The sequence below is a fragment of the Thiobacillus sp. SCN 63-57 genome, assembly GCF_001725555.1.
GTDB lineage: Bacteria > Pseudomonadota > Gammaproteobacteria > Burkholderiales > Thiobacillaceae > Thiobacillus.
On record NZ_MEGP01000004.1, the window covers coordinates 98,009 to 124,571 of the forward strand.

Sequence of the window (26,563 nt, forward strand, 5' to 3'; positions counted from 1 at the left end):
CAGTCAACAATTGTACGCTTGCTGCAATCCCGAACAAAAGCAGGAGCTCCCATGTCCCAGGAATTATTCGCAGCCGCCCAGTCGGGCGATACCGCCCAGATCAAAACCCTGCTCGAGGCCGGCGCCGATCACGCTGCTGTCGACGAAGCCGGCGAAACCGCATTGATGCATGCTGCGCACGGCGGCCATGTCGCCGCGGTGCAACTGCTGATCGCCGCCGGTGCCGACGTCAACGCCAAGTCGCCGCAAGGCTGGACGGCGCTCGCCAAGGCCGCGTACAACAGCGAAACCGAACGCGGCTACGTCGAGGTCATCGAAGTGCTGCACGAGGCGGGCGCCTCGCTCGACGAACGCATCTTCTTCGGCATCACGCCGCTGATGCTGGCGGCCGGCGGCGGCGACGCCCAGGTCGTGGAATGGCTGATCAACACCGGAGCCGACGTGCTCGCCGCCAACGAGGGGGGCCGCACCGCGCGCATGATGGCGGACGACAAGTTCTATGTGGATGTGATCAACCTGCTGCACGAAGCCGAGCAACAACTGGGTGTATCGGTAGACGGCTCGTGCTCGTCAACCCGGGGCGTGGCCAAACCTCAGGTCGTCAACCTGATGAAGCCGACCACGCACTGACGTGTGCGGGCTGGCCGGGGCGCCTAGCGGTCCAGCCAGTCGATCAGGCCCTGCCACTGTTCCACGTCGCGCTCGGCGATGTGGTGCGGCAGGTCGAACAGGCTCTTGCCCTCAAACGCGGCGTTGACGTAATGCTGGGTGTTGCGCAGATGCGCCAGCACCGGCAGATCCTGCTGTGCCATGAACTGTTCCAGCGTGACGCCGGCGCGCGTGCGCGGATCCACACGCATCCCCACCACACCGACAAAGGCATGGCCCTTGCGCACCGCCTTTTCGGCATGCAGCGCAGCGAGAAAATCCTGGCTGGCGCGAATGTCGAACAGCGACGGCGCGATCGGCACCGCCACCTTGTGCGCCAGCTTCAGCGCGCGTTCGAGGCTCTTTCCATGCAGCCCGGCGGGTGAATCGATCACCAGCCAGTCGCTGTCCGCCTTCTGGCCTTCGCGCATCAGTTCGATCTCCGGCAATGCCCCATCGCGCATCGCCAACCACTGGGTGGCGGACTTCTGCCGGTCGAGATCGAGCAAGGCGACGCGTTGACCCTGCGCCGCCAGATAGCCGGCAAGATTGGTCGACAATGTGGTCTTGCCGCTGCCGCCCTTGGGGTTGGCCACCAGAATCACGCGCATACCGCTTTCTCCCTTTGCTTACATCGCTTCCACGCTGTACGTCACGGACATCGTATGCGTTTCGCCCGGCGCCACGGTGACGACATTGTCCATCGCGTTGGCCGATTCGACGCACACCATTTCGCGCCAGCCGGCACCGGATTTGCCCTTGCCCATGTCGCCCATCTTCTCGGCTTTCTCGGTCCACGGCGTCCACACGATGGTCGACTGCGAACCCGTCTTGGCGATGCGGATGCGGCGCTTGAGGCCGGCGTCGACGATCACGCAGTCGGCCGGCGTATTGACGTAGACGCGGTCGACCTCGCCATTGAAGGCAATCGCGCCGCTTTGTTTTTTGGTGGCGAAGTTGTCGACCTTGTCGTGGAACGTCGCACCTTCCAGTCCGCCGACCTGAACCGCACCGATATCGCTGATGTGGAAATAGGTATGCAGCGCTTCGCCGATCTTCACCGGCGCTGCGCCCGTATTGGTGGTGGCCAGATGCATCTCCAGCTTGTCGCCGACGATGACCGTCAGCGCCAGCCGCGTGGCATGCGGCCACTGTGCGCGGGTCTGGTCGTTCTCCACGAGTTGCAGGGTGATCTCGGTCTTGGCGTCGTTGCGCTTGCGGCTGCCGGTCACGGTCCACGGCACGGTGCGCGCGAAGCCGTGTGCGGGATAGCCGGATTCCGTGTCATGCGCGCCAAACCACGGCCAGCATACCGGCGCGCCGCCACGGATGGATTTGCCCGGCGCGAACTTGGCGGCGTCGGACACCCACACCACCGGCGCGTGCTGCGACTTGGGACGGAAGCTCACCACGTGCGCGCCCTGCAGGCAGATCGTCGCGCGGCCGCCGTGGTTGTCGATGTCGGCATACGTGAGACCACCGGCGCCGACGCGGAAGCTCAGCTGGCCGGGAATGGCGAAACGCGCCAGCGGGTCGGCGTGGGCCTGCGCCTCGGTCGGATGCTCGACCAGGCTGACGTCGCGCACCGCGCCGAAGGCGGCCGAGGTCGCCATCGCCGCATAGGCGCGCAGCGCAGGCGAGACCTCACGCGCACGGTTGACCGGTTTCCAGGCCTGCGCACCCTTGGCGTCCATCGCGGCGCGGCGGCGTTCGAGTTCGGCATCGCTCACCGCGACCTTGATCGTGCGCTTGGGAATGTCGATCTCGATGCGGTCGCCCTCTTCCACCAGGCCGATGGCGCCGCCCTCGGCCGCTTCCGGCGAGGCGTGGCCGATCGACAGGCCCGAGGTGCCGCCGGAGAAGCGGCCGTCGGTGATGAGCGCGCAAACCTTGCCGAGATCCTTGGATTTCAGGTACGAGGTCGGGTACAGCATTTCCTGCATGCCGGGGCCACCGCGCGGGCCTTCGTAGCGGATCACGACGACGTCGCCGGGCTTGATGTGGTCGCCGAGGATGGCGTCGACCGCGGCGTCCTGCGATTCGAACACGCGCGCCGGGCCGGAGAATTTGAGGATGTGCTCGTCGACGCCGGCCGTCTTGACGATGCAGCCGTCCAGCGCGAGGTTGCCGTACAGCACGGCCAGGCCGCCGTCCTTGGAGTAGGCATGCTCGATGTCGTGGATACAGCCGTTGATGCGGTCGTCATCGAGCCTGGCGAAGCGGCGGTCCTGCGAGAACGCGGTCTGCGTCGGCACGCCGCCGGGGGCGGCGCGGAAGTAGTCCTTGACGTCCTTGTTGCTGGTGCGGCGGATGTCGTAGACGTCGATCTGCTCGCCGAGCGACTTCATCAGCACGGTCGGCACCTCGCGATGCACCAGCCCGCCGCGCTCCAGTTCGCCGAGGATCGCCATCACGCCGCCGGCGCGGTGCACGTCTTCCATGTGGTAGGTCTGGATCGATGGCGCGACCTTCGACAGGTGCGGCACGCGGCGGCTCATGCGGTCGATGTCCTGCATCGTGAAGTCGACGCCGGCCTCGTGCGCGGCGGCCAAGAGGTGCAGCACGGTGTTGGTCGAGCCGCCCATGGCGATGTCGAGGGCGATGGCGTTCTCGAAGGCGTCGAAACTGGCGATCGCGCGCGGCAGCACGCGGGTGTCGCCGTCCTCGTAGTAGCGGCGCGCATTCTTCACGATCAGGCGGCCGGCGGCGAGGAACAGATTGCGACGGTCGGCGTGGGTCGCCAGCAGCGAGCCGTTGCCGGGCAGACTCAAGCCCAGCGCTTCGGTCAGGCAGTTCATCGAGTTGGCGGTGAACATGCCCGAGCACGAACCGCAGGTGGGACAGGCCGAGCGTTCGAGCTGGTTGACCTTCTCGTCGCTGAACTTGGCATCGGCCGCCGACACCATGGCGTCGACCAGGTCGAGCTTGATGGTCTGCTTGTCCCACACCACCTTGCCGGCTTCCATCGGGCCGCCGGAGACGAACACGGTCGGGATGTTGAGGCGCAGCGCGGCGTTGAGCATGCCGGGCGTGATCTTGTCGCAGTTGGAGATGCACACCAGCGCGTCGGCGCAGTGCGCGTTGACCATGTACTCGACCGAGTCGGCGATGAGGTCGCGGCTCGGCAGCGAATACAGCATGCCGCCGTGGCCCATCGCGATGCCGTCGTCGACCGCGATGGTGTTGAATTCCTTGGCCACGCCGCCCGCCGCCTCGATCTCGCGCGCCACCAGCTGGCCCATGTCCTTCAGGTGCACGTGGCCCGGCACGAACTGGGTGAACGAGTTGGCGATCGCGATGATCGGCTTGTTGAAGTCGCCGTCCTTCATGCCGGTGGCGCGCCACAGTGCGCGTGCCCCCGCCATGTTGCGGCCACGGGTGGTTGTCCAGGAACGATAGTCAGGCATGTTGGTCACTCAGGCAATCTATAATCAGCCAGCCATTTTACCCGCGCTTTGACCTCCCTGAATCCCACCTTCTGAATCCCGATCCCGACCCATGCTCGTCCATCCCCAATTCGACCCCGTCGCCCTGCAGCTTGGGCCACTCGCCATCCACTGGTACGGCCTCATGTACCTCGTCGCCTTCGTCCAGGTGATCCTGCTCGGGCGCTGGTGCATCGCGCACCGGCCGTGGACCGGCTGGACGCAGCAGATGCTCGACGACGTGCTGTTCTACGGCGTGCTCGGCGTCATCCTCGGCGGCCGGCTCGGCTACGTGCTGTTCTACAAGCCCGGCGACTATTTCGCCCACCCGCTCGACATCTTCAAGGTATGGGAAGGCGGCATGAGCTTTCATGGCGGCTTTCTCGGCGTCATCATCGCGATGGCCCTGTTCTCGCACCGCCACAAGCTGCGCTGGCTCGCCGTCACCGACTTCATCGCCCCGCTGGTCCCGCTGGGCCTGGCCGCCGGCCGGCTCGGCAACTTCATCAACGGCGAACTGTGGGGACGCGCCACCGACCTGCCCTGGGCCATGATCTTCCCGCAGGCCGGCGACGGCATCCCGCGCCACCCGTCCCAGCTCTACGAATTTGCCGGCGAAGGCCTGCTGCTGTTCGCCATCCTGTGGCTCTATTCGCGCAAGCCGCGTCCGGTCGGCGCCGTCTCCGGCGTGTTCCTGATCGGCTACGGCAGCCTGCGCTTCCTCGCCGAATTCGCCCGCGAGCCCGACAGCTTCCTCGGCCTGCTGGGGCTGGGGCTGTCCATGGGGCAATGGCTCTCCATGCCGATGATCGTCGCCGGCCTCATCTTGCTGCGCTGGTCGCTGCGGCGCGCATGATCGTCCGCCTCTGGAAGGGATGCGGCTGGCTCGGCGTCGCCGCCGCCCTGGTGCTGTCGCTGACCCCGCCTGTGATCAACGAAGCCGGCCACACCGACAAGATCGTGCACCTGACCGGTTACGCCGTGCTGATGTTCTGGTGGGCGCAGATCGTCGTCCGCCGCCGCTGGCGGCTCGCCCTGGCCGTCGTGCTGTTCGGCGGTGCCATCGAGCTGCTGCAGGGCCTCACCCCGGATCGCGACCCCGACATATTCGACGCGCTGGCCAACACCGGCGGCGTCCTGCTCGGCTGGTTCGCCGCCCGCCTGCTCCCCAACCTGCCGGACACCCTCGGAAAGCTCTTCCGGCCCCGCTAGAAACGAGGCTATAATCCGCCGCACTGGGGCGGTAGCTCAGCTGGGAGAGCGTCGCGTTCGCAATGCGAAGGTCGGGAGTTCGATCCTCCTCCGCTCCACCATCAAAACAAGGCCAGACAAGCTCAAGGTCTTAAGGACGATCATCCATGAGCAAGCGCCGCGAACTACTCAATTTCATCTGGGACATTACCAGCTGCGGGCTCTGCCGGCCACCGCAGCATGAGTCTGAGCGCGAGATCACTACGTGACCGCTGTCGAACTGCTCGAAAGCCTCAACCTCCTCGATGAGCACGAGCGCATCGAGGCCAAGCGTGCCTCCGAAGCTGGCAAGTCAGTACTGGAAACCGTCTGCGCCTTCGCCAACGAGCCCGGCCTGGGTGGCGGCTGGATTGCACTGGGCGTCGTGCGGGAAGAGATGGCGCTTTTCCCGTCCTACGAAGTCGAGGGCATCGACCAGCCGGACAAGCTCTCGGCGGATATCGCCAGCCAGTGCCGCGACATGTTCAATGTGCCCCTGCGGGTGGACATCTCGACAGAAAATGTCCAGGGCAAGAATGTCGTCGTCGTTTTCGTCCCCGAGGCGCAGCCGCAGGACAAGCCCATCTTCTTCAAAGGCCAGGGCTTGCCCAGGGGCGCGTTCCGCCGCATCGGCAGCACCGACCAGCGCTGCACCGACGACGACCTGGCGGTGTTTTACCAAGGGCGCCAGCAGGAAAGCTTCGACGCCGGCATCGTCGCCGACGCCACCCAGGAAGATTTCTCCCCGGAGGCCATTGCCGACTACCGCCAGTCCCGCGCAAGTGCCAACCCGGATGCCGAGGAACTGCGCTGGCCCGACGACGAGTTGCTGCAATCCCTGGGCGCCATCCGCCGCGATCAGAAAGGGGAATGGAAGCCCACCGTCGCCGGCCTGATCCTGTTCGGCAAGCCCTCGGCATTGCGCCGCTGTTTCCCCATGACCCGCGTCGATTACATCCGCGTGCCAGGCCGCGAATGGGTGCCCGATCCCGACCGCCGTTTCGATACGGTCGAACTGCGCGATTCGCTGTTCCGCCTGATCCGCCGCGCCCAGGCCGCCGTTCTCGACGATCTGCCCAAGAGCTTCGGCCTCGACGAAGGCGCGCTGCAGCGGCAGGACAAACCCGTGATCCCGCTGCGCGTCATCCGCGAGGCCCTGGTCAATGCGCTGATGCACCGCAGCTACCGCAGCCACAGCCCGGTGCAGATCATCCGCTATGCCAACCGGCTCGAAATCCGCAATCCCGGCTTCTCGCTCAAGTCGCCCGAGCACCTCGGCGAGCCCGGTTCTCAGCCGCGCAACCCCAAGATCGCCGCGGTATTGCACGAAACCCGCTTTGCCGAAACCAAGGGCAGCGGCATCCGCGTCATGCGCGAGAGCATGGAAGAGGCCGGCCTCACCCCGCCGCTGTTCGAATCCGACCGAGGCGCCGATCAGTTCGTTGCCCGCTACTTCTTCCATCACTTCCTCGGCGAAGAAGATATCGCCTGGCTCGCCCAATTCCGCGACTTGCACCTCACCGATGAAGAGGCCAAGGCGCTGATCGTAGTCAGGGAGGCCGGCGCCATCGACAACGCCACCTACCGCGAGCTGAACAAGGTCGATGCCTTGGCCGCCAGCGGCGCCCTGCGCCGGCTGCGGGATGCCGGCCTGCTGGCTCAGAAGGGCCGGGGCTCGGCCACCTACTATGTGCCGACCGAGCGTCTGGCCACCGATGAGGCGGGCTTGTCTAGCAAGTCGCGTGAGCGCTTATCTAGTAACCCCCCCGCCTTATCTACCAACCCGGACGGCTTATCTACCAACCCCCCGGCCTTATCTACCAACCTCGAAGGCTTATATGCCGAGCACTCCGAAGAAGAGGAAAACAGGCGCAAGACCCTGCTGGATGAATTGCCGGGCGCCCTGGCCGCAAAAATAGGCGCCATCGGCCAACGCAATCCCCCGGGCGAGGTGTGCGATGTGATCGTGGAAATCTGTCGCCAGCGCGCCTGGCAGGCTGATGAACTGGCGGCACTGGTACGACGGCATCCCCGCTATGTGCGCAACAACTATCTGCGCCCCCTGATGCGCGATGGGCGTTTGGTCATGACCAACCCGCAAGAGCCGAACGACCCGCAGCAGGCATACCGGGCGGTACAGGACGCAAAAAAACACGAACATTAAAACCCCATGCCCACACTGAACTGGATCGGTAAGGAAGCCGTCGTCAAACACCACAAGGACGTGCCGTTCCGCCTGCTGGAGCCGGTGCCGTCTCTCTCGTGCGGAGAGGCCGATACGGCAAACCTGATCGTGCAGGGCGACAACTTGCACGCGCTCAAGGCGCTGCTGCCGCGCTACGCCGGGCAGGTCAAGTGCATCTACATCGACCCGCCCTACAACACCGGCAACGAAGGCTGGGTCTACAACGACAACGTCAACAGCCCGGAAATCCGCAAGTGGCTGGGCGAGGTGGTCGGCAAGGAAGGCGAGACGCTGGACCGGCACGACCGCTGGCTGTGCATGATGTATCCGCGGCTGGTGCTGCTAAAGCAGTTTCTGCGGGAGGATGGAGCGATCTTCGTTTCTATCGACGACAACGAAATCGGCACGCTACGCCTGCTAATGGATGAGGTTTTCGGGAAGACAAATTTTGTCGCCTGCAATGCTTGGCAGAAGCGGTACTCAAGAGAAAACCGAGTAGCCATTGGGGATGCGCATGAGTACATCGTGGCTTATGCAATCGCTCCAATGAAATTTAAGGTTGCAGCAAACAAGTTGCCGCTCGGAGAAAAACAATTGGCGGTCTACAAAAATCCTAACAATGATCCGAGGGGAAAGTGGCGTGCCGTCTCGCTTTCAGCACAAGGATTTAGACCCAACCAGATGTACGAAATTACTTCTCCAATCACAGGCAAGCGGCACCGACCGCCGGAAGGCTCTTGCTGGAAAGTGGTTGAATCTGAGTATCAGCGACTTCTCTCAGATGGGCGTATCTATTTCGGGAAAGATGGGAACGCGATACCGCAGCGTATTCAATTCCTCTCCTCGATTGATGGAATTGCCCCGTGGACATGGTGGCCGCATGAAGAGGTGGGGCACACCGACGAGTCACGCAAAGAAGTACAGGACATCTTCGGGACACAGACCGCTTTCGATACCCCCAAACCCACCCGCCTGATCCAACGCATCCTGCAAATCGCCACCGACAAGGATGCCCTCATTCTCGACAGCTTCGCCGGAAGCGGCACGACAGGCCACGCGGTGCTGAAACAGAATCTCGAAGACGGCGGCAACCGCCGCTTCATCCTCGTCGAGATGGACGACGCCATCGCCCGCAACGTCACCGCCGAGCGGGTGAAGCGCATAGCGACTGGCTATACCAACGCCAAGGATCAAGCCGTCGAGGGACTGGGTGGCGGCTTCCAGTTCTGCCGCCTGTCAGCCGAACCGCTGTTCACCGCTGACGGCCAGATTCGCCCGGATGTGACGTTCGCGCAGCTTGCCGAGTTCGTCTGGTTCGCGGAAACCGGCACCGGCTACACCGGCACGGGCGATTCGCCGCTGCTGGGCGCGCATGAGGGGCGCGCAATCTACCTGCTCTACAACGGCATCCTCAAGGACAAGTCGGTGGCCGGCGGCAATGTGCTGACCGGTCCGGTGTTCGACGTGCTGCCGACGTTCGCGGGGCCGAAAACGATCTACGCCGCCGCCAACCGCATGGGGGGCCGCGCCGCACGTGAAAACATCACCTTCAAGCAGACCCCTTACGCGCTGGAGGTGTAAGCGATGACGACCTTCGCCCCCAAGACCTACCAGTCGCAGGTGCTCGAAAGCGTGGAGGCCTATTTCCAGGCCTGCCACGAACTGCCTTCGCCCTCGATTGCCTTCACCGCCACCACCGAGCGCCTGTGGGGCCGCGGGCTGGCCTACAATCCGCTGCCGGGGTTCCCGGCCGACATGCCCTATTTCTGCCTGCGCGTGCCGACTGGCGGCGGCAAGACCTGGCTGGCGGCGAAGAGCGTGGCACTCGTCAACACACACCTGCTGCGCTGCGAGCACAGCGTGATCCTGTGGCTGGTGCCTTCAAAGCCGATCCGCGAACAAACGCTGCGGGCGTTGAAGGATCGCAACCACCCTTACCACACGGCGCTGCGCGAGGCCGGGCCCATCACCGTGATGGACCTGGACGAGGCCAAGAGCGTGACACGCGCCACGCTGGACACGTCGACCACGATCATCGTGGCGACGCGGCAGGCGTTCCAGGTGGAAGACGAGGAATGCCGCAAGGTGTACCAGTCGAGCGGCGCGCTGATGCACCACTTCGACAATCTGGCACCGGCCCAGCGCGACGAGTTGCTGAAGGATGGCGCGGGCACGGATCAAACGACGCCTTATTCGCTGGCCAACGTGCTGCGGCTGCGCCGGCCCTTCGTGGTGGTCGACGAGGCGCACAACAGCCGCACCGAGCTCGCCTTCGACATGCTGGCGCGTTTCCGTCCCAGCGGGGTGATGGAACTGACCGCTACGCCCGATCTGGAGCGCACGCCGTCGAACGTGCTGCACAGCGTGTCAGCCGCCGAGCTGAAGGCGGAGGAAATGATCAAGCTGCCGGTGGTGCTGGAAACCGAGCCGAACTGGCAGCAATGCCTGGCCGACGCCATCGGTCGCCGCGATGCCCTGCACAAGCTGGCCGACGAGGAGCGGCGCGCGGGCGCGGCCTACCTGCGGCCGCTGGTGCTGATCCAGTCGGAGCCGCGTCGGAGCGGGGTGGAGACGCTGGATGTCGAGAAAGTCCGTAACGAGCTGATCGCCAACCACGGCATTCCGGCCCATGAGATTGTCGTCGCCACCGGCGAGGAAAAGGGGCTGGAGCAGATCGAGACGGACTACAAGCTGGGCATTGCCGACCCGGCCTGCCCGGTGAAGTTCGTCATCACGCAAAAGGCGCTGGCCGAAGGGTGGGACTGTCCGTTCGCCTATATCCTGGTCAGCATGGCCTCTCTGCACTCCGCCACCTCAGTGGAACAACTGCTGGGGCGGGTGCTGCGGCAGCCGGAAGCCAGTCACCGGCAAGCTAGGGCGCTCAATCAGTCGTATGCCTTCGTGGTCTCACGCAATTTCGCGGAAACCGCAAGCGCGCTGCGCGACCGTCTGGTAGCCGGCGCCGGCTTCGAGCGGCGCGAAGTCGGCGAGTTCGTGACGGCAGCCCGGCAGGAGCAGGCGCGACTAGATCTTGAAGGACATGCCGGGCGCGTTGTCGTTCGGCCGGTAGCGATCACCCTGTCTGAAAAACCGAACCTCAAAAGCGTGCCCAAACCCGTGCGCGACAAGGTCAGCTGGGACGGCAAGCTCAACACGCTGACGATCAGCACGCCGCTGACCGAGGATGAAACGGAAGCGCTCAAGGCCGCAGTCATGTCCGCAACCGCCGTCGCGGCGATTGCGGAAGCGGCCGAGGTCAGCCGCACGACGGCCATCGAGTTCTTCCAGACGCCCGCCGAACTGGGCGAGCGCTTCCGTGTGCCGCAACTGGCCTTGCGCGTGCAGGGCGAGCTTGCCCTGTTCGATGACCCGGAGGTGCTGGAATATCCGTGGGACGTGTCGCCCTACGATGCGATACCCACGGCCGATGACGTGGCTGCGCTGGGCGCAGGACTCAAGGTATCCGAAGGCGGCGAGATCGACATCGATGAGGGCGGCCACATGGTGTCGCGCTTCCTGCCGGAGTTGCAGCGCGATCTGGGCTTGGTCTATCAGCCGGAAAACTGGGATGAGGTGCGTATTGCCACCTGGCTGTGCCGCAACCTGCCGGAACCGTCGCTGACGCACGCCAGCAAGCAGGCGTTTGTTGCTGCGTGGCTCACCGATTTGCTGCGCCGCGAGGGTTTCACGCTGGCCCGCGTCAACCTGCAGAAATTCCTGATCCGCAATCTGCTGGAGGCGCGTATCCGCGAGCTGCGCCGCCAGGCGGTGGGCAAGGCATTCCAGCAGGTATTGTTTGGTGACGACGCCGCATCGCGCGTGGCCGTGACCGATCACTATGCTTTCGAGTTTCAGGCCCAGGCCTACGCACCCAGCCGCGATTACGACGGCCGCTTTGGACACTTCGATTTTCGCAAGCACTTCTACGGCCGCATTGGCGATTTCGACAGCAAGGAAGAATTCGAGTGCGCGTGCTGGCTGGACATGCAGGCGCAGAAAGGGCGCATCCAGTTCTGGGTGCGCAACCTGGTGCGGCGCGAGGGCAGCGCCTTCTTCCTACAGAAGGCGGATGGACGTTTCTACCCTGACTTCCTGTGTCAGCTACCCAGACCTGAAGGCAAACCGGCCGTCATCCTCGCCGTCGAGTACAAGGGCGCGGATCGCTGGACGGCGGCCGAAGATGACCGCTTGATGGGTGGCTTGTGGGCAGGGTTATCAGAGGGACGTTGTCGCTTCGTGATGGTGAAGGACAAGCAGTGGGAGTGGATCGAGGAACACCTGCAATGATCTGCTCCCAGCGGCCCGACACGGGTCGCCCTACCTCAGTTGACATAAGCGTTTGTCCCGCGTGACCCGTTCGCGTTCGCCAGCAGCGCCTGAAATTCATCCGCAGGAAGTGGACGACTGAACAGATAGCCCTGCCCCATGTGGCAACCGGCCTTTTCCAGCGCCCGCTTCTGTTCTTCCGTCTCGATGCCTTCGGCGATCGTGTCTTTGTCGAGGGCGTGGGCCAAGGCGATGATGGAGCGGACGATGGCCTGGTCTTCCGATTCGTCGACCACGCCGTCGACGAAGTTCTTGTCGATCTTGATCGTGTCGGCGGGCAGGCGTTTCAGATAGCTCAGCGACGAGTAGCCCGTTCCGAAGTCGTCGATGGCGATACGCACGCCGATGCGCTTGAGGGCGCCGAGCACCTCGACGCTGGACTCGGCGTCGAGCATCGCGGCGCCTTCGGTGACTTCGAGTTCCAGGCGCGACGGCGGCAGGTGGCAGCCGCCGATGACGGAGGTGACCTTGCCCAGCAGGTCCGGATCCTGGAACTGGCGCGTGGAAAGGTTGACCGCCATGCTCAGATCGAATCCCTGGTCGAGCCATGTCTTGGCCTGCGCGCAGGCGGTTTTCAATACCCATTCCCCCAGCGGCAGGATGAGCCCGGACTCCTCGGCGACCGGAATGAACTGGGCGGGATGGTGTTCGACGCCGTCGGTGTCGCGCCAGCGCAGCAGGGCCTCGGCGCAAATGATCCGGCCCGATTTCAAGTCGACGATCGGCTGATAGTGGAGCCTGAACTGCTGTTTGACCAGCGCGTCGCGCATTTTCGCTTCGAGCGTCAGCCGCTGCTGCAGCCGTTCGCCGAGGCCCGCCTCGAAGCAGGCAAAGCCGCTGCGGCCCAGGCGCTTCGCTTCGTACATGGCCGTGTCGGCGTGCTTGAGCAAGGTTTCGCGGTCGGTGCCATGGTCGGGGAAGAAGGCCAGGCCGATGCTGCAGGACATTTTCAATCGATGCTGGGCCACCTGGAACGGCGCTTCGAATACCACGATCAGGCGTTGCGCCGTCCGTGCGGCGGCGGCGGCTGGGCAGTCGGGCAGGATGATCAGGAACTCGTCGCCGCCCAGGCGCGCCAGCATGTCGTGATGGCGCAGCGTGGCGGCCGTCCGTTTGCCGACTTCGGCCAGGAGCTGGTCGCCGATGCCGTGCCCGAGCGTGTCGTTGATGTCCTTGAAGCGATCGAGATCGAAAAACATGATCGAGAAGGGGCGGCCGCTCGCCTTGGCGGCCCGGATCTGGTGTTCCAGAAGCTCTTCCGCGCCTGCGCGGTTGGTGAGCCCCGTCAGCGAATCGCGCCGGGCCTGGCTCAGGAGTTCGTCGCTGTGTTGCCGCTCGTGAATCCTGACCCAGTAGGAAATGGCGCCGAAGATGGCCACGAAGACCAGGAATATGCCGAGGACCGGGCTGTTGTGTTCCCACCATTTGTTCCAGATATGGCTGTAGGGAATCGACACATAGGCATACATGGGCAGGGTGGCGAGGTGGCTGTAGGCGCCCAGCCGTTGCTGCTCCGTGTACATCCAGGGCGAAAAGCCGGTGAAATAGCCGTCACGCAGGCCGGGCTGCGCGCGGGCCGTTCAGGGGGCGGCCGTAGACTTTGTCGGGGCTGTCCACGGGCCAGCGCGCCTGCTGGAATCCGTCCTCGCGCAGGATGCCGACCAGGCTATTCGGCGGCAACGACAGGTTGCGCAGGAAATGCATGCCCGTTCCCAGGGGGATGGCGGCCTGGATCATGAACAGGGCCTGCCCCTGTTCGTCCCGCATGGTGTAGCGGAACGGGAAGCGCCACTCACCGATGACCTGGCCGTATTCGGGGCGACCGATCGTATACAGCCCGGGGTCGTCCAGCGCTGCCTGGAAGGGGGCCATGTAATCCGTCGTGTGTCGGTAGTCCGGCAGCGGGGCGCCAGGCGGCAAGGCCGTATTGATCAGCATCCGGCCGCTGGTATCGATGACGGCCATGGCGCCGACCTGGGGATAGCGCTTCTGGAATTTTTCCAGGGCGGCGCGGGCCGCCTCGGGGTGGTTGACGACATCGATCTGCTGCAGCAGCTGGCCGAGCGGATCGAGGCCATGGCCCAGGTCGTCGAAAAAGGCCTGGGTCGCAGACGCCAGGAATCCGGAAAGAACAGAGAGATTCTTCCGTTCGTCCGCCTGCTCCCGGTCCCAGCTGATGATGCCGAGCGCCACGAAGCCAAGCAGCCCCGCAGCCACGAATGCGTAGAAAGCGCGCCGCAAGAGACGGGAAAAAGGGGAACGTGAAGGCATCCTCGATACGGAGTTCGTTGTTTTGCCGAGTAAGGCTATAGCGGCAGGCACGGCCAAGTGTTTAGGCCGAAAACGCGATGGCCGCCCATCCGCCGTCATTTTTCGGGTATCGGCCAGCCGATAGCGGCGCCGCGCGGCCCGCCCATGCCCGCTTCGGAACGGCGATTCCGGCCGGCTTTTCATGATCTAGAATCGATGGGTATCGCTTCCGCATAGGGTCTGCCGTTCCGTCATCCGGGACGCCGCGGCCGGCTTCATCCATCTCCTGAGGAGTCTTACCCATGATCAAACTCGACCTGAATGGCAAACAGCATCAGCTCGATGTGGCGCCTGACACCCCGCTGCTGTGGGCGCTGCGCGACACGCTGCACCTGACCGGCACCAAATACGGCTGCGGCCAGGCGCTCTGCGGCGCCTGCACGGTGCAGGTGGATGGCGCGCCGACGCGGTCCTGCGTGACCCCGGTGTCGGCGGTGGCCGGCCGCAGGATCACCACCATCGAGGCGGTGGACGCCGACCGCGTCGGCAAGGCGGTGCAGGACGCGTGGCGGAAGCTCGACGTGGTCCAGTGCGGCTACTGCCAGTCCGGGCAGATCATGAGCGCGGTGTCGCTGCTGCGCCAGAACCGCAGGCCTAGCGACGACGACATCGACAACGCCATGTCCGGCAACCTGTGCCGCTGTGCGACCTACGTCCGCATCCGGGCGGCCATCCACGAAGCCGCCAAGACCCTCGCCTAGGAGACGCCGCGATGAACACGATCGAAAACCTCAGCCGCCGCCGTTTCCTGCAGGGCGGCGCCGGCCTCACGCTCGGCTTCTGCCTGCCCGCCCTCGCCGCCCCGCTTGCCGGTCCCGGCAAGGCCGGGGAAGGGGCGGTCGGGCCGATCCATTTCGAGCCCAATGCCTTCCTCCGCATCGGCACCGACAACACCGTGACGGTGCTGTCCAAGCATCTGGAAATGGGCCAGGGCACCTACACCGGGCTCGCCACCATCCTCGCGGACGAACTGGACGCGGACTGGAACAGGGTGCGCGTCGAAGGGGCACCGGCTGACGCCAAGCGCTACAACAACCTGTTCTGGGGCCCGGCGCAGGGCACCGGCGGCAGCACCGCGATGGCCAATTCCTGGGAGCAGATGCGCCGCGCAGGCGCGGCCGGGCGTGCCATGCTGGTCAGCGCGGCGGCCATCAAATGGAACGTGCCTGCCGCCGAGATCATGGTGCGCGACGGCGTGGTCAGCCATGCGAAGTCGAAGCGCCGCGCCAGCTTCGGCGAACTGGCCGTGGACGCGGCAACGCTGCCCGTGCCCACCGACCTGAAGCTGAAGGACCCGAAGGATTTCCGCCTGATCGGCAAGCAGGCAAAACGCAAGGACAGCGCCGACAAGACCAACGGCCAGGCCCGCTTCACCCAGGACGTGCAGTTGCCGGGCATGCTGGTCGCGGTGGTGGCCCACCCGCCCCGCTTCGGCGCCACGGTCAAGGCCTTCGACGCCCGCCGCGCCAAGGCGGTGAAAGGGGTGGTGGACGTGGTGCAGATCCCGCAGGGGGTGGCCGTGCTGGCGAGCGATACCTGGAGCGCGAAGAAGGGGCGCGACGCCCTCTCGGTGAGCTGGGACGAAAGCCAGGCCTTCAAGCTTGGCAGCGAGGAGATTTTCGCCCGCTACCGGGAACTGGCCAAGACCCCGGGGCTGGTCGCGCACCAGAGCGGCGACGCGGACCAGGCCTTCGGCAAGGCCGCCCGCGTGGTTCGCGCGAGCTACGACTTCCCCTATCTGGCGCACGCCGCCATGGAACCGATGAACTGCGTGATCCGCCTCGGCAGCGACGGCTGCGAGGTCTGGAACGGCGAGCAGATGCAGACCGGCGACCAGTACGCGCTGGCCGGCCTGTTCGGCCTCAAGCCGGAACAGGTGACCATCCACATGCTGTACGCCGGCGGCAGCTTCGGCCGGCGCGCCAGCAGCCACTCGGATTACGTGCTGGAGGCCGCCCAGATCGTCAAGGCCATCAATGGCAAGGCACCAGTCAAGCTGGTCTGGATGCGCGAGGACGACATGCGCGCGGGCTACTACCGGCCGCTGTTCCATCACGCGCTGGAGGCGGCGGTGGACGACAAGGGCCGGCTGACGGGCTGGCGCCATCGCCTGGTGGGCCAGTCCATCGTGGCCGGCACGGCGTTCGAGAAGAACCTGGTCAAGGACGGCATCGACCAGGTGTCGGTGGAAGGCGCCGCCAACCTGCCCTACGCCATTCCCAACATGAAGGTGGATCTGCACACCCCGAAGGACATTCCGGTGCCGGTGCTGTGGTGGCGTTCGGTCGGTTCCTCGCACACGGCCTACTCCACCGAGACCTTCCTCGACCAGGTGGCCGGGGCCATGGGCAAGGACCCGGTGGCGTTGCGGCTGGAACTCCTCGCCACGCACCCGCGTCACGCCGGCGTGCTGAAGCTCGCGGCCGAGAAGGCCGGTTGGGGCACGCCGCTCAAGCCCGGCAAGCCGGGCGAGCGCCGCGGCCGCGGCGTGGCGGTGCATGAATCCTTCAACTCCTATGTCGCCCAGGTGGCCGAGGTGACGGTCGCCAAGGACGGCAGCATCAAGGTCGATCGCATCGTCTGTGCAGTCGATTGCGGCATCGCCATCAACCCGGACAACGTCCGCGCGCAGGTGCAGGGCGCCATCGGCTTTGCCCTGTCGGCCGCCCTGCACGGCGAGATCACGCTCAAGGAAGGCCGTGTGGAGCAGGGCAACTTCGACGGCTATCCGCCGTTGCGCATCCACGAGATGCCGGTGGTGGCGGTGCATATCGTGCCGTCGGCCGCCGCACCCAGCGGCATCGGCGAGCCCGGCGTGCCGCCCGCGGCGCCGGCCGTGGCCAACGCCATCGCCGCCGCCACCGGCAAGCATCTCACGCGCATGCCGTTCAACACCGCCGAACTGGCCGCCTGAGCATGGACAGCCAGGACAGCGAGGTGCTGGCGGCGGTCCGCAACTGGGCGGCCGGGGGGCACCGCTTCGTTCTCGTCACCGTGGCCCGCACCTGGGGCTCGGCGCCGCGTCCCCCAGGCGCCTGGATGGCGCTGCGCGACGACGGCCGGGTACAGGGCTCGGTGTCCGGCGGCTGCATCGAGGACGACCTGATCGCCCGCATGGCGGCCGGCGAATTCCGCGGCACGCAGCCTTTCGTCCAGCGTTATGGCGTCACCCCGGACGAGGCGCGCCGCTTCGGCCTGCCCTGCGGCGGCGTCGTGGAACTGGTGATCGAACCCGCGCCCGATGCGGCCGCACTGGACGACCTCGCCCGGCGCATCGCCGCCGGCCAGTTGGCGTTGCGCAGCATCGACCTCGACAGCGGCGCGGCAACGGTCCGCGACGGCTGCCGCAGCGACCAGCTCAGTTGGGATGGGCGCTGCCTGACCACGCTGCACGGCCCCGCCTGGCGCCTGCTGATCATCGGCGCCGGCCAGATCTCGCGCTACCTCGCCTCGATGGCCCAGGCCCTGGACTACCAGGTGCTGATCTGCGATCCGCGGGTCGAGTACAGCGCCGGCTGGGATGTCCCGGGCGCCGCCCTGGTGCCGGGCATGCCGGACAACGCGGTAGTCGAACTGGCCCTCGATCCACGCAGCGCCGTGGTCGCCCTGACCCACGACCCCAAGCTCGACGACATGGCGCTGCTGGAGGCGCTCAAGTCGCCGGCCTTCTACGTCGGCGCGCTCGGCTCGCGCGCCAACAACGCCCGTCGCCGCGAACGGCTGCTGCAGCATTTCGACCTGTCCGAGGCCGAGGTGGCGCGGCTTCACGGACCGGTCGGCCTGCCCATCGGCAGCCGCACGCCGCCGGAAATCGCCGTCTCCATCCTCGCCGAGATCACGGCGACCAAGAACGGCCTCCCGCCCTTCGCAGCAACGGGACGGCTGCCCGCAGCGGACCGTTCCGGCTGCCGCATCGACTAACCCGCATGACGCCCGGCCCCATCGTCGGCATTCTCCTGGCTGCCGGCAGCGGCAGCCGCTTCGGCAGCGACAAATTGCTGCATCCCCTGGCCGACGGCACGCCCATGGGGCTGGCCGCCGCCCGCCGGCTGCGCCCGGCCTGCGATCGCGTCCTCGCCGTGGTGCGTCCGGACAGTGTGGAATTGGCGGCGCAGCTGGCCGCAGCAGGGTTCGAACTGGTCGTCAGCGCAGCCTCCCTTCAGGGCATGGGCCACAGCCTGGCGGCGGGCGTCCGCGCCGCGCCGGATGCCGGCGGCTGGCTCATCGTCCTGGCGGACATGCCCTTCATCGCCCCCGCCAGCTACGGCCGCGTGGCGGCGGCCCTGCGTGAGGGAGGCAGCATCGTGGTCCCCGAGTACCGGGGGCGCCGGGGCCATCCGGTGGGCTTCGCCCGGCAATGGGGTGAACCGCTCTCGGCCCTGGCCGGCGACGAGGGGGCACGGCGGATCGTCACGGCCTTTCCCGGCGCGGTCGTGCGCTGCGACGTGGACGACCCCGGCATCGTGCGGGACGTGGATCAAGCGGCCGACCTGATGGATCGCCCTCCAGGCGCAACGCCGGCACCGTATCCGTGACGCATCGCGGGTTTCCCATTTTGAAACGTTATGCCGCCGCCGAAGTCTGTGTGGTATCGGGCAACAGGCCCGATACCACGTGCATCCCGGCCAACCCATGGAGCGGGCTTGATGCTGGCCCCACATCGAAGGAGAAGAATTCATGAAACTGAAAAACTGGTTGATTTTGTCTGCGTTGGTGGCCGGGACGAATGTGTGGGCCGCCGACACGCCCGCTGCCAAGCCCGCTGAAGGCACGTCACCCTCCATGCACAAGGCGGAAGAAAGCGCGAAGAAGACGGCCGCGGACGCCAAGGAGGCTGCGCAGAAGGCCGCGGACGCCGCGAAAGTGGCCATGGACAAGGCGGAACTGGCTGTCGGCAACACGTCGCAGAAAGCCGCCGAGGCGGCCAGACAGGCGGCGAAGGATGCCGAGAAGGCCGCACAATTCGCTGCGCACAAGGCCGCCGAGGCCACCCGGAAAGCCACGGCAGCAACACGCGAAACCGCTCAGAAAGTGGAAGACGCCGCGAAAAAAGCCGCCCTTGCGAGCGAGGACGCCCTGAAGAAAGCCGAAGTGTCCGCCAGGCAGGCGGCCCAATCCGGCGAGGCAGCCGCACGGAAAGCGGCCGAAGACACCCGGGATGCGGCGCGCCACGCCATGGAAGCCACCAAGGCGGCCGCCGAGAAGGCGTTCGAAACCCATGAAGGCGCGGCCGACGCGAAGAAGTAATCCCGGCGCCGCAGGGGGCCGTCAGGCCAGCTCCACCCACACCGGCTGATGGTCCGATGCCTCGGTCGCGGCATCGATGCCGTGCGCCTTGAGCCGCTCCGCCAGTCCTTCGGTGAGGAAGACGAAATCGAAGCATTCGGGCTGCCGGACGAAATCCACCGGGTGGATGCCGACGGTGGGTGCGTGCGCTTCGCCAGGATGCAGCACGGACCAGGCATCGTGAAATCCCGGCGTCCCCTCGGCAAATGGGGCGAGAATTTGCGCACGCTCGGGTGCGGTGGCGGGAAAATTCATGTCCCCGCATAGCAGCGCCTGCACGGGCCGGGGAAATACCTCGAAGGACCCACCCGCCTCCTCCGGCATCGGCGCGCGCCCGGACAGGGCGCAGGCTTCCGCATGCAGGCGGCGGATGGCGTCGATCTGGGCCTGGCGCTGGCGCTGCGAGTAGTACTCGAGGTGGGTGGTCAGCACGCGCAGCGGCCCGACGTCGCTCGTCACCACGGCTTCCACCAGCACACGCTGCATGCTGGGCACCGCCGCCTCGGCCGGCCACGGCAGCAGATGCCGCCATACCTGGCCGACCGGCAGGCGCGAAAAGATGACATTGCCAAACCGGCTGCGGCCGCCGCGGCCGTCCGGCACATCGGTCGCTGCGCCATACACCGCCGTGTAGCCGGGCAGGCCGGCGGACAATTCGGCGACCTGGTCCTCGCCGCGGCTGCCGGGCAGGCCAGGAAAATCGATCGCGACTTCCTGCAGGCAGATGACGTCGAAATCGCCCAGCTGGCGGATCGTCCGCAGGATGCGCGCGAGATCGACGCGGCCGTCCATGCCGCGCCCCCATTGAATGTTCCAGCTCAGTAATTTCATGTCGCACCTCTTGCCGTCAGCATAGCGAATGGTCTCATTTGGATGGAACATCGGCAGGCGGGGTCCGCCCGTCGGCAAGGGACGGCCTGCACAGCGGGATAGGGGATGACGCGGCATGGACGGTCCGTCGGTCCGGACGAGGAATTTTCCGGGGCGGCGGCACTCCCAATTGAGACGGCGTCCGGCCGTAAACCCTTGCCGCGGCAAGGCCTTGGCGGAGGCAATCATTGCCGCACGCGGCTTGAGGTATTAAAATGCCGCACTTTTCGCTTTAATTTTTTGCGGCTTGCCCTGTGGGCAGGCCGCTGTTGCCTGAGCTCACGGAACCATGGAACGACAACGCTGGCTGGACGGGACGCTGTATTCGCCCGATTTCGAACAGGATAGCTGCGGCTTCGGCCTGATTGCGCAGATCGACAATCAGCCCAGCCACACGCTGGTGCAGAATGCGATCGGCTCGCTGGCCTGCATGACGCACCGCGGCGCGATCGCCGCCGACGGCTTGTCGGGCGACGGCTGCGGCCTGCTGTTCAAGAAACCGGATGCCTTCCTGCGCGCGGTGGCGGCTGACGCCGGTTTCACGGTGGGCGACCTCTATGCCGCCGGTCTGGTGTTCCTGTCGCGCGACGCCGCGCCACAGGCGCATGCGCGTTCGACGCTGAAGTCCGCGCTGGAAGCGCAGGGCCTGACGGTCGCCGGCTTCCGCCTGGTGCCGACCGATTCGTCGGTGTGCGGCGAATCGGCGCTGGAATCGCTGCCGCACATCGAACAGGTGTTCGTCAACGCGCCGGCTGGACTCTCTGAAGACGATTTCGAGCGCAAGCTCTACATCGCCCGCCGCCAGGCCGAAAAGACGCTGGAACCGACCGATCCGGTGTTCTACCTGCCGACGCTGTCGTGCCGCGTGATCAGCTACAAGGGCCTGGTGATGCCGGACAACCTGCCGGTGTTCTACCCCGACCTCAACGACGCGCGCTTCGCCACCAGCCTGGCCGTGTTCCACCAGCGCTTCTCGACCAACACTTGGCCGCAGTGGCGGCTGGCCCAGCCGTTCCGCTACCTCGCCCACAACGGCGAGATCAACACGGTGCAAGGCAACCGCAACTGGAGCCGCGCGCGCGAACAGAAATTCGTGACGCCCCTGATCCCGAACATGGACGACGTCCGTCCCATCGTCGGCACCCGGGGCTCGGACTCGATGAGCCTCGACAACATGGTCGAAGGCCTGGTGATGGGCGGCGCGGGGCTGTTCCGCGCACTGCGCCTGGTGATCCCGCCGGCGTGGCAGAACGTCGAGTCGATGGACGCCGACATCCGCGCCTTCTACGAATATAACTCGATGCACATGGAGCCGTGGGACGGCCCCGCCGGCGTGGTGCTGACCGACGGCCGCTACGCCGTCTGTACGCTCGACCGCAACGGCCTGCGCCCGGCACGCTGGGTGCTGACCAAGGACCGCATCCTCACCATCGCGTCGGAAGTCGGCGTGTGGCAGATCGATCCGGCCAACGTCGAGCGCAAGGGCCGCGTCAAGCCGGGCCAGATGGTCGCCGCCGACCTCGAGACCGGCCGCCTGCTGATGCCGGAAGACATCGACAACGAACTGAAGGGCGCGCAACCCTACCGCGAATGGCTCAAGGCCGGCGTGGTCAAGCTGGAGCTGTCGATCAACCAGGACGCCGATCTGGCGGTGATGGATGCGGCCAGCCTGCTGACGCACCAGAAACTGCATAACGTCAGCTTCGAGGAACGTGACCAGATCATCCGCGTGCTGGCCGAGGACGGCGCCGAGGCGATCGGCTCGATGGGCGACGATACGCCGATGGCGGTATTGAGCCAGAAAGTGCGCTCGCCGTTCGACTACCTGCGCCAGCAGTTCGCACAGGTCACCAACCCGCCGATCGATCCGATCCGCGAAGCCATCGTGATGTCGCTCAACACCAGCTTCGGCCCCGAGCGCAACCTGTTCAAGGAAACCCCGGAGCACGCGCACCGGGTGGAAGTCCACACCCCGCTGCTGTCGAAGGAGGCCTTCGACAAGCTCTTGAACCTGAACGACCCGTCGTTCGCTTCAACCACGCTCGACCTGCACTACGATCCGGCGGCGACCACCCTGGAAGCCGCGATCCATGCGCTGACCGCACGCGCGGTCGACGCGGTGAAGGCCGGCAAGGTCATTCTGGTGCTGTCCGACCGCAACCTCGCCAAGGATCGCCTGCCGATCCACGCGCTGTTCGCCACCGGCGCCGTGCACCACGCGCTGATCACGGCCGGCCTGCGCTGCAACGCCAACATCGTGGTGGAAACCGGCAGCGTGCGCGATCCGCACCACTATGCCTGCCTGATCGGCTATGGCGCGACCGCGGTGTATCCGTACCTCGCCTACCAGGTCATCGGCGAATTCGTGAAGACCGGCGAGATCAAGCCCAACCTCGACAAGGCGCTGTGCAACTTCCGCAAGGGCATGGACAAGGGCCTGTACAAGGTGCTCTCCAAGATGGGCATCTCGCTGGTGGCCAGCTACCGCGGCGCCCAGTTGTTCGAAGGCGTGGGGCTGCATGAAGATGTGGTCGAACTGTGCCTGAAGGGCACGGTGTCGCGCATTTCCGGCGCCAATTTCGAGGACTTCGAGTCCGACCAGAAGCTGCTGCACAAGGCGGCGTTCAACCCGCTGCGCCCGCTGACCGCCGGCGGCCTGCTGAAATTCATGTTCGGCGAGGAATACCACGCCTACAACCCGGACGTGGTGCAGCAGCTGCAGAAGGCCGTGAAGACCGGCGACTACGCCGAGTTCAAGAAGTATTCCGAGATCGTCAACACCCGCCCGGTGGCGATGGTGCGCGACCTGATGACGCTGAAGACCGGCGCGAAACCGATCCCGCTGGAAGAGGTCGAGCCGCTGGAAACCATCCTCAAGCGCTTCGACTCGGCCGGTATGTCGCTGGGCGCGCTGTCGCCTGAAGCGCACGAGGCGCTGGCCGAGGGCATGAACCGCATCGGCGGCCGCTCCAACTCGGGCGAAGGCGGCGAGGACCCGAAGCGCTACGGCACGGTGAAGACCTCCAAGATCAAGCAGGTCGCTTCCGGCCGCTTCGGCGTGACCGCGACCTACCTGGTCAACGCCGAGGTGCTGCAGATCAAGATCGCCCAGGGCGCCAAGCCCGGCGAGGGCGGCCAGCTGCCCGGCGACAAGGTGTCGCCGATGATCGCCTCGCTGCGCCACTGCAAGCCCGGCACCACGCTGATCTCGCCGCCGCCGCACCACGACATCTACTCGATCGAGGATCTGGCGCAGCTGATCTTCGACCTCAAGCAGGTCAACCCCGACGCGCTGGTGTCGGTGAAGCTGGTCGCCGAGCCCGGAGTCGGCACGATTGCGGCGGGCGTCGCCAAGGCCTACGCCGACCTCATCACGATCTCCGGCTACGACGGCGGCACCGGCGCGAGCCCGCTGACCTCGGTGAAGTACGCCGGCACGCCGTGGGAGCTCGGCCTGTCCGAGGCGCAGCAGGTGCTGCGCGCCAACGGCCTGCGCGGCCGCGTTCGCGTGCAGACCGACGGCGGCCTGAAGACCGGCCTCGACGTCGTCAAGGCGGCGATCCTCGGCGCCGAGTCGTTCGGCTTCGGTACCGGCCCGATGGTCGCGCTGGGCTGCAAGTACCTGCGCATCTGCCACCTGAACAACTGCGCCACCGGCGTCGCCACGCAGAACGACAAGCTGCGCCGCGAACACTTCATCGGCCTGCCCGAGATGGTGGTGAACTACTTCAAGTTCGTCGCCGAGGAAACGCGCGAGCTGATGGCCTCGCTGGGCATCCGCAAGCTGACCGACCTGATCGGGCGCACCGACCTGCTCGACCTCTCGACTGGCGACACGCCGCGCCAGGGCCGGCTGAAGCTCGACGTGCTGCTCTCGCAGGGCGACATCCCGGCCGACGCGCCGCGTTTTTCGCAGCAGGAGCGCAATCCGTCGTTCGACAAGGGCGAACTGGCCGAACGGATGGTGGCCGACGCGATCGGCGCGATCAAGGCCGGCACGCCGATCGAGTTGCGCTACGAAGTGCGCAACGTCAACCGCTCGATCGGCGCACGCCTGTCGGGCGAGATCGCCAAGGCGCATGGCTCCAAGGGCCTGCCGGACAACACCATCCGCGTCCAGCTCACCGGTTCGGCCGGCCAGAGCTTCGGCGTGTGGAACCACAAGGGCCTGACGATCACGCTCGAAGGCGACGCCAACGACTACGTCGGCAAGGGCATGGGCGGCGGCCGCCTGGTGATCTACCCGCCGCGCGTGGCCACGTTCGACGCGCACCGCAACACGCTGATCGGCAACACCTGCCTGTACGGCGCCACCGGCGGCGAACTCTATGCGGCCGGCATGGGCGGCGAGCGCTTCGGGGTGCGCAACTCCGGCGCATTGACCGTGGTGGAAGGCATCGGCGACCACGGCTGCGAGTACATGACGGGCGGCGCGGTGATCGTGCTGGGCGACACCGGCCTGAACTTCGGTGCCGGCATGAGCGGCGGCATGGCCTTCGTGGTCGACGACACGAACGATTTCGTGTCGAAGACTAACAAGGAAATGGTCGAGCTGACCCGCATCACCAGCGACGAAACCGAGCCGTTCCGCGTCTTTCTCAAGACGCAGGTGGAACGCCATCTGGCACTCACCGGCAGCGCCCGCGCGAAAGCGCTGCTGGCCGAGTTCGACGCCACCTTGTCTCGCGTCTGGCTGGTCAAGCCGAAGCGCATTTCGATTGAAGACCTGGTCGAGGACATTCCTGGCCAGACACGTGAAGTATTGGAAGCTTAACGATGGGTGACGTATTCCAGTTTCTGAAGCAGGCGCGGCGCGACGGCGAAAAGACGGCCGCCGATGTCCGCAAGCACGAGTTCCGCGAAATCTACGCGCTGATGGATACGGCGCACGCGCAGGAACAGGCCGACCGTTGCCTCGGCTGCGGCAATCCGTATTGCGAATGGAAGTGTCCGGTGCACAACTACATTCCCAACTGGCTCAAGCTGGTGACCGAAGGGCGCCTGTTCGAAGCCGCGGAACTGTCGCACCAGACCAACTCGCTGCCTGAAGTGTGCGGCCGCGTCTGCCCGCAGGATCGTCTGTGCGAAGGGGCCTGTACCCTCAATACCGACGGCTTCGGTGAAGCCGTCGGCGGTGGGCCGAACACGGGCGGCTTCGGCGCGGTGACCATCGGCCAGATCGAGAAATACATTTCCGAAGAAGCCTTCAAGGCCGGCTGGCGTCCCGACATGTCGAACGTCGTTCCGACCGGCAGGAAAGTCGCCATCATCGGCGCCGGCCCTGCCGGACTCGGCTGTGCCGACGTGCTGGCGCGCAACGGCGTGAAGCCGGTGGTATTCGACCGCTACGACGAAATCGGCGGCCTGCTGACCTTCGGTATCCCCGAGTTCAAGATGGAAAAATGGGTGATGACGCGCCGCCGCGAGGTGCTGGAAGGCATGGGCGTCGAATTCCGCCTCAATACCGAGATCGGCAAGGACGTTCCCATGCAGTCCCTGCTCGACGAATACGACGCCGTATTCATGGGCATGGGCACCTACACCTACATGAAGGGCGGCTTCCCCGGCGAGGATCTGCCCGGCGTGCTGGAAGCGTTGCCTTTCCTGATCTCCAACGTGCGCAAGTGCCTCGACCTGGCCAAGCCGGACGAGGTCTACCACAACATGAAGGGCCTGCGCGTCGTGGTGCTCGGCGGCGGCGACACCGCGATGGACTGCAACCGTACCAGCATCCGCCAGGGCGCGGCCTCGGTCATCTGCGCCTACCGCCGCGACGAGAAGAACATGCCCGGCTCCAAGCGCGAAGTCGGCAACGCCAAGGAAGAAGGCGTGCAGTTCCTGTGGAACCGCCAGCCGGTCGAGATCGTCGGCGACGGCAAGGTCGAAGGCGTGAAACTCGTGACCACCGAACTCGGCCCGCCCGATGCGCGCGGCCGCCGCACCCCGGTGGTGATTCCGGGCTCCGAGGAAGTCATTCCGGCCGACCGCGTAATCGTCGCCTTCGGCTTCCGCCCCAATCCGCAACCGTGGTTCGAACAGCACCAGATCGCGGTCGATCCGGGCGGTCGCGTCATCGCCAAGGGGCAGTCGCACGCCTTCCAAACCGCCAACCCCAAGGTCTTCGCCGGCGGCGACATGGTGCGCGGCTCCGATCTGGTGGTGACCGCCGTATGGGAAGGCCGCGAGGCCGCCAAGGGCATCCTCGCCTACCTCGACCTGCTGTAACGCCGCCTGCACGGGTGCGGCCGCCGCACCCGTGTCCACCCATCGGGGTATGCTGCGG

At 65.9% G+C, this 26,563-nt stretch carries 18 protein-coding genes and 1 tRNA gene; 14 read left to right on the forward strand and 5 right to left on the reverse strand.

Features of this window, described 5'->3' with window-relative positions; all coding sequences use genetic code 11:
* Positions 1–51 precede the first annotated feature (51 nt).
* Positions 52–630, forward strand: coding sequence for an ankyrin repeat domain-containing protein (locus ABT23_RS02270; protein WP_363928492.1), 579 nt, complete (start codon positions 52–54; stop codon positions 628–630).
* A 23-nt stretch (positions 631–653) separates the two neighbouring features.
* Here the strand turns inward: ABT23_RS02270 and ABT23_RS02275 are convergent, their stop codons facing one another.
* Both ABT23_RS02275 and ilvD read right to left on the reverse strand, forming a co-directional pair.
* Positions 654–1,259 (reverse strand): ParA family protein, encoded by a 606-nt coding sequence (locus tag ABT23_RS02275; RefSeq protein WP_296630558.1) that lies wholly within the window; start codon positions 1,257–1,259, stop codon positions 654–656.
* A gap of 18 nt (positions 1,260–1,277) precedes the next feature.
* Positions 1,278–4,055 carry a dihydroxy-acid dehydratase gene (gene ilvD, locus ABT23_RS02280; RefSeq protein WP_296630561.1) on the reverse strand — a complete coding sequence of 926 codons (2,778 nt, stop codon included), beginning with the start codon at positions 4,053–4,055 and terminating at the stop codon, positions 1,278–1,280.
* 91 nt (positions 4,056–4,146) lie between these two features.
* Between ilvD and lgt the strand changes: the two genes are divergently transcribed.
* The 6 genes from lgt to ABT23_RS02310 all read left to right on the forward strand — a co-directional run bounded on the left by lgt (position 4,147) and on the right by ABT23_RS02310 (position 11,775).
* A complete protein-coding gene (gene lgt / locus ABT23_RS02285; RefSeq protein ID WP_296630564.1) occupies positions 4,147–4,929 on the forward strand; it encodes a prolipoprotein diacylglyceryl transferase in 783 nt (260 codons plus the stop codon).
* Positions 4,926–5,285, forward strand: a complete 360-nt coding sequence (locus ABT23_RS02290) for a VanZ family protein (RefSeq protein WP_296630567.1) — start codon at positions 4,926–4,928, stop codon at positions 5,283–5,285. The genes lgt and ABT23_RS02290 overlap by 4 nt, the downstream gene beginning before the upstream one ends.
* Before the next feature lie 25 nt (positions 5,286–5,310).
* A tRNA-Ala gene (locus ABT23_RS02295) sits at positions 5,311–5,386 on the forward strand.
* 143 nt (positions 5,387–5,529) lie between these two features.
* A complete protein-coding gene (locus tag ABT23_RS02300; RefSeq protein ID WP_296630570.1) occupies positions 5,530–7,467 on the forward strand; it encodes an ATP-binding protein in 1,938 nt (645 codons plus the stop codon).
* A gap of 6 nt (positions 7,468–7,473) precedes the next feature.
* Positions 7,474–9,069 carry a site-specific DNA-methyltransferase gene (locus tag ABT23_RS02305; RefSeq protein WP_296630572.1) on the forward strand — a complete coding sequence of 532 codons (1,596 nt, stop codon included), beginning with the start codon at positions 7,474–7,476 and terminating at the stop codon, positions 9,067–9,069.
* 3 nt (positions 9,070–9,072) lie between these two features.
* Complete coding sequence (locus ABT23_RS02310) at positions 9,073–11,775, forward strand: DEAD/DEAH box helicase family protein (RefSeq protein WP_296630575.1); 2,703 nt, start codon at positions 9,073–9,075, stop codon at positions 11,773–11,775.
* 35 nt (positions 11,776–11,810) lie between these two features.
* On the opposite strand, the gene ABT23_RS02315 is transcribed toward ABT23_RS02310, so the two are convergent.
* Entirely contained in the window at positions 11,811–13,337 is a 1,527-nt protein-coding gene (locus ABT23_RS02315; RefSeq protein ID WP_296630578.1) for an EAL domain-containing protein, read from the reverse strand.
* 28 nt (positions 13,338–13,365) lie between these two features.
* Positions 13,366–14,085, reverse strand: a complete 720-nt coding sequence (locus ABT23_RS02320) for a hypothetical protein (RefSeq protein ID WP_296630579.1) — start codon at positions 14,083–14,085, stop codon at positions 13,366–13,368.
* 281 nt (positions 14,086–14,366) lie between these two features.
* On the opposite strand from ABT23_RS02320, the gene ABT23_RS02325 reads away from it, so the two are divergent.
* The 5 genes from ABT23_RS02325 (at position 14,367) to ABT23_RS02345 (ending at position 19,371) form a co-directional block, all read left to right on the forward strand.
* Positions 14,367–14,825 (forward strand): (2Fe-2S)-binding protein, encoded by a 459-nt coding sequence (locus ABT23_RS02325; protein ID WP_296630583.1) that lies wholly within the window; start codon positions 14,367–14,369, stop codon positions 14,823–14,825.
* An 11-nt stretch (positions 14,826–14,836) separates the two neighbouring features.
* Positions 14,837–17,038: a xanthine dehydrogenase family protein molybdopterin-binding subunit gene (locus ABT23_RS02330; RefSeq protein WP_296630585.1), complete on the forward strand. Its 2,202-nt coding sequence runs from the start codon at positions 14,837–14,839 to the stop codon at positions 17,036–17,038.
* 2 nt (positions 17,039–17,040) lie between these two features.
* Positions 17,041–18,045, forward strand: coding sequence for an XdhC family protein (locus tag ABT23_RS02335; protein ID WP_296630588.1), 1,005 nt, complete (start codon positions 17,041–17,043; stop codon positions 18,043–18,045).
* Between the two features lie 5 nt (positions 18,046–18,050).
* Entirely contained in the window at positions 18,051–18,659 is a 609-nt protein-coding gene (locus ABT23_RS02340) for a nucleotidyltransferase family protein (RefSeq protein ID WP_296630591.1), read from the forward strand.
* A 142-nt stretch (positions 18,660–18,801) separates the two neighbouring features.
* Positions 18,802–19,371, forward strand: a complete 570-nt coding sequence (locus tag ABT23_RS02345; RefSeq protein ID WP_296630592.1) for a hypothetical protein — start codon at positions 18,802–18,804, stop codon at positions 19,369–19,371.
* 21 nt (positions 19,372–19,392) lie between these two features.
* On the opposite strand, the gene ABT23_RS02350 is transcribed toward ABT23_RS02345, so the two are convergent.
* Positions 19,393–20,241, reverse strand: coding sequence for an endonuclease/exonuclease/phosphatase family protein (locus ABT23_RS02350; protein ID WP_296630594.1), 849 nt, complete (start codon positions 20,239–20,241; stop codon positions 19,393–19,395).
* Between the two features lie 328 nt (positions 20,242–20,569).
* On the opposite strand from ABT23_RS02350, the gene gltB reads away from it, so the two are divergent.
* Both gltB and ABT23_RS02360 read left to right on the forward strand, forming a co-directional pair.
* Complete coding sequence (gene gltB, locus ABT23_RS02355) at positions 20,570–25,054, forward strand: glutamate synthase large subunit (protein WP_296630597.1); 4,485 nt, start codon at positions 20,570–20,572, stop codon at positions 25,052–25,054.
* A gap of 2 nt (positions 25,055–25,056) precedes the next feature.
* Complete coding sequence (locus tag ABT23_RS02360) at positions 25,057–26,505, forward strand: FAD-dependent oxidoreductase (RefSeq protein WP_296630599.1); 1,449 nt, start codon at positions 25,057–25,059, stop codon at positions 26,503–26,505.
* Positions 26,506–26,563: the final 58 nt, after the last annotated feature.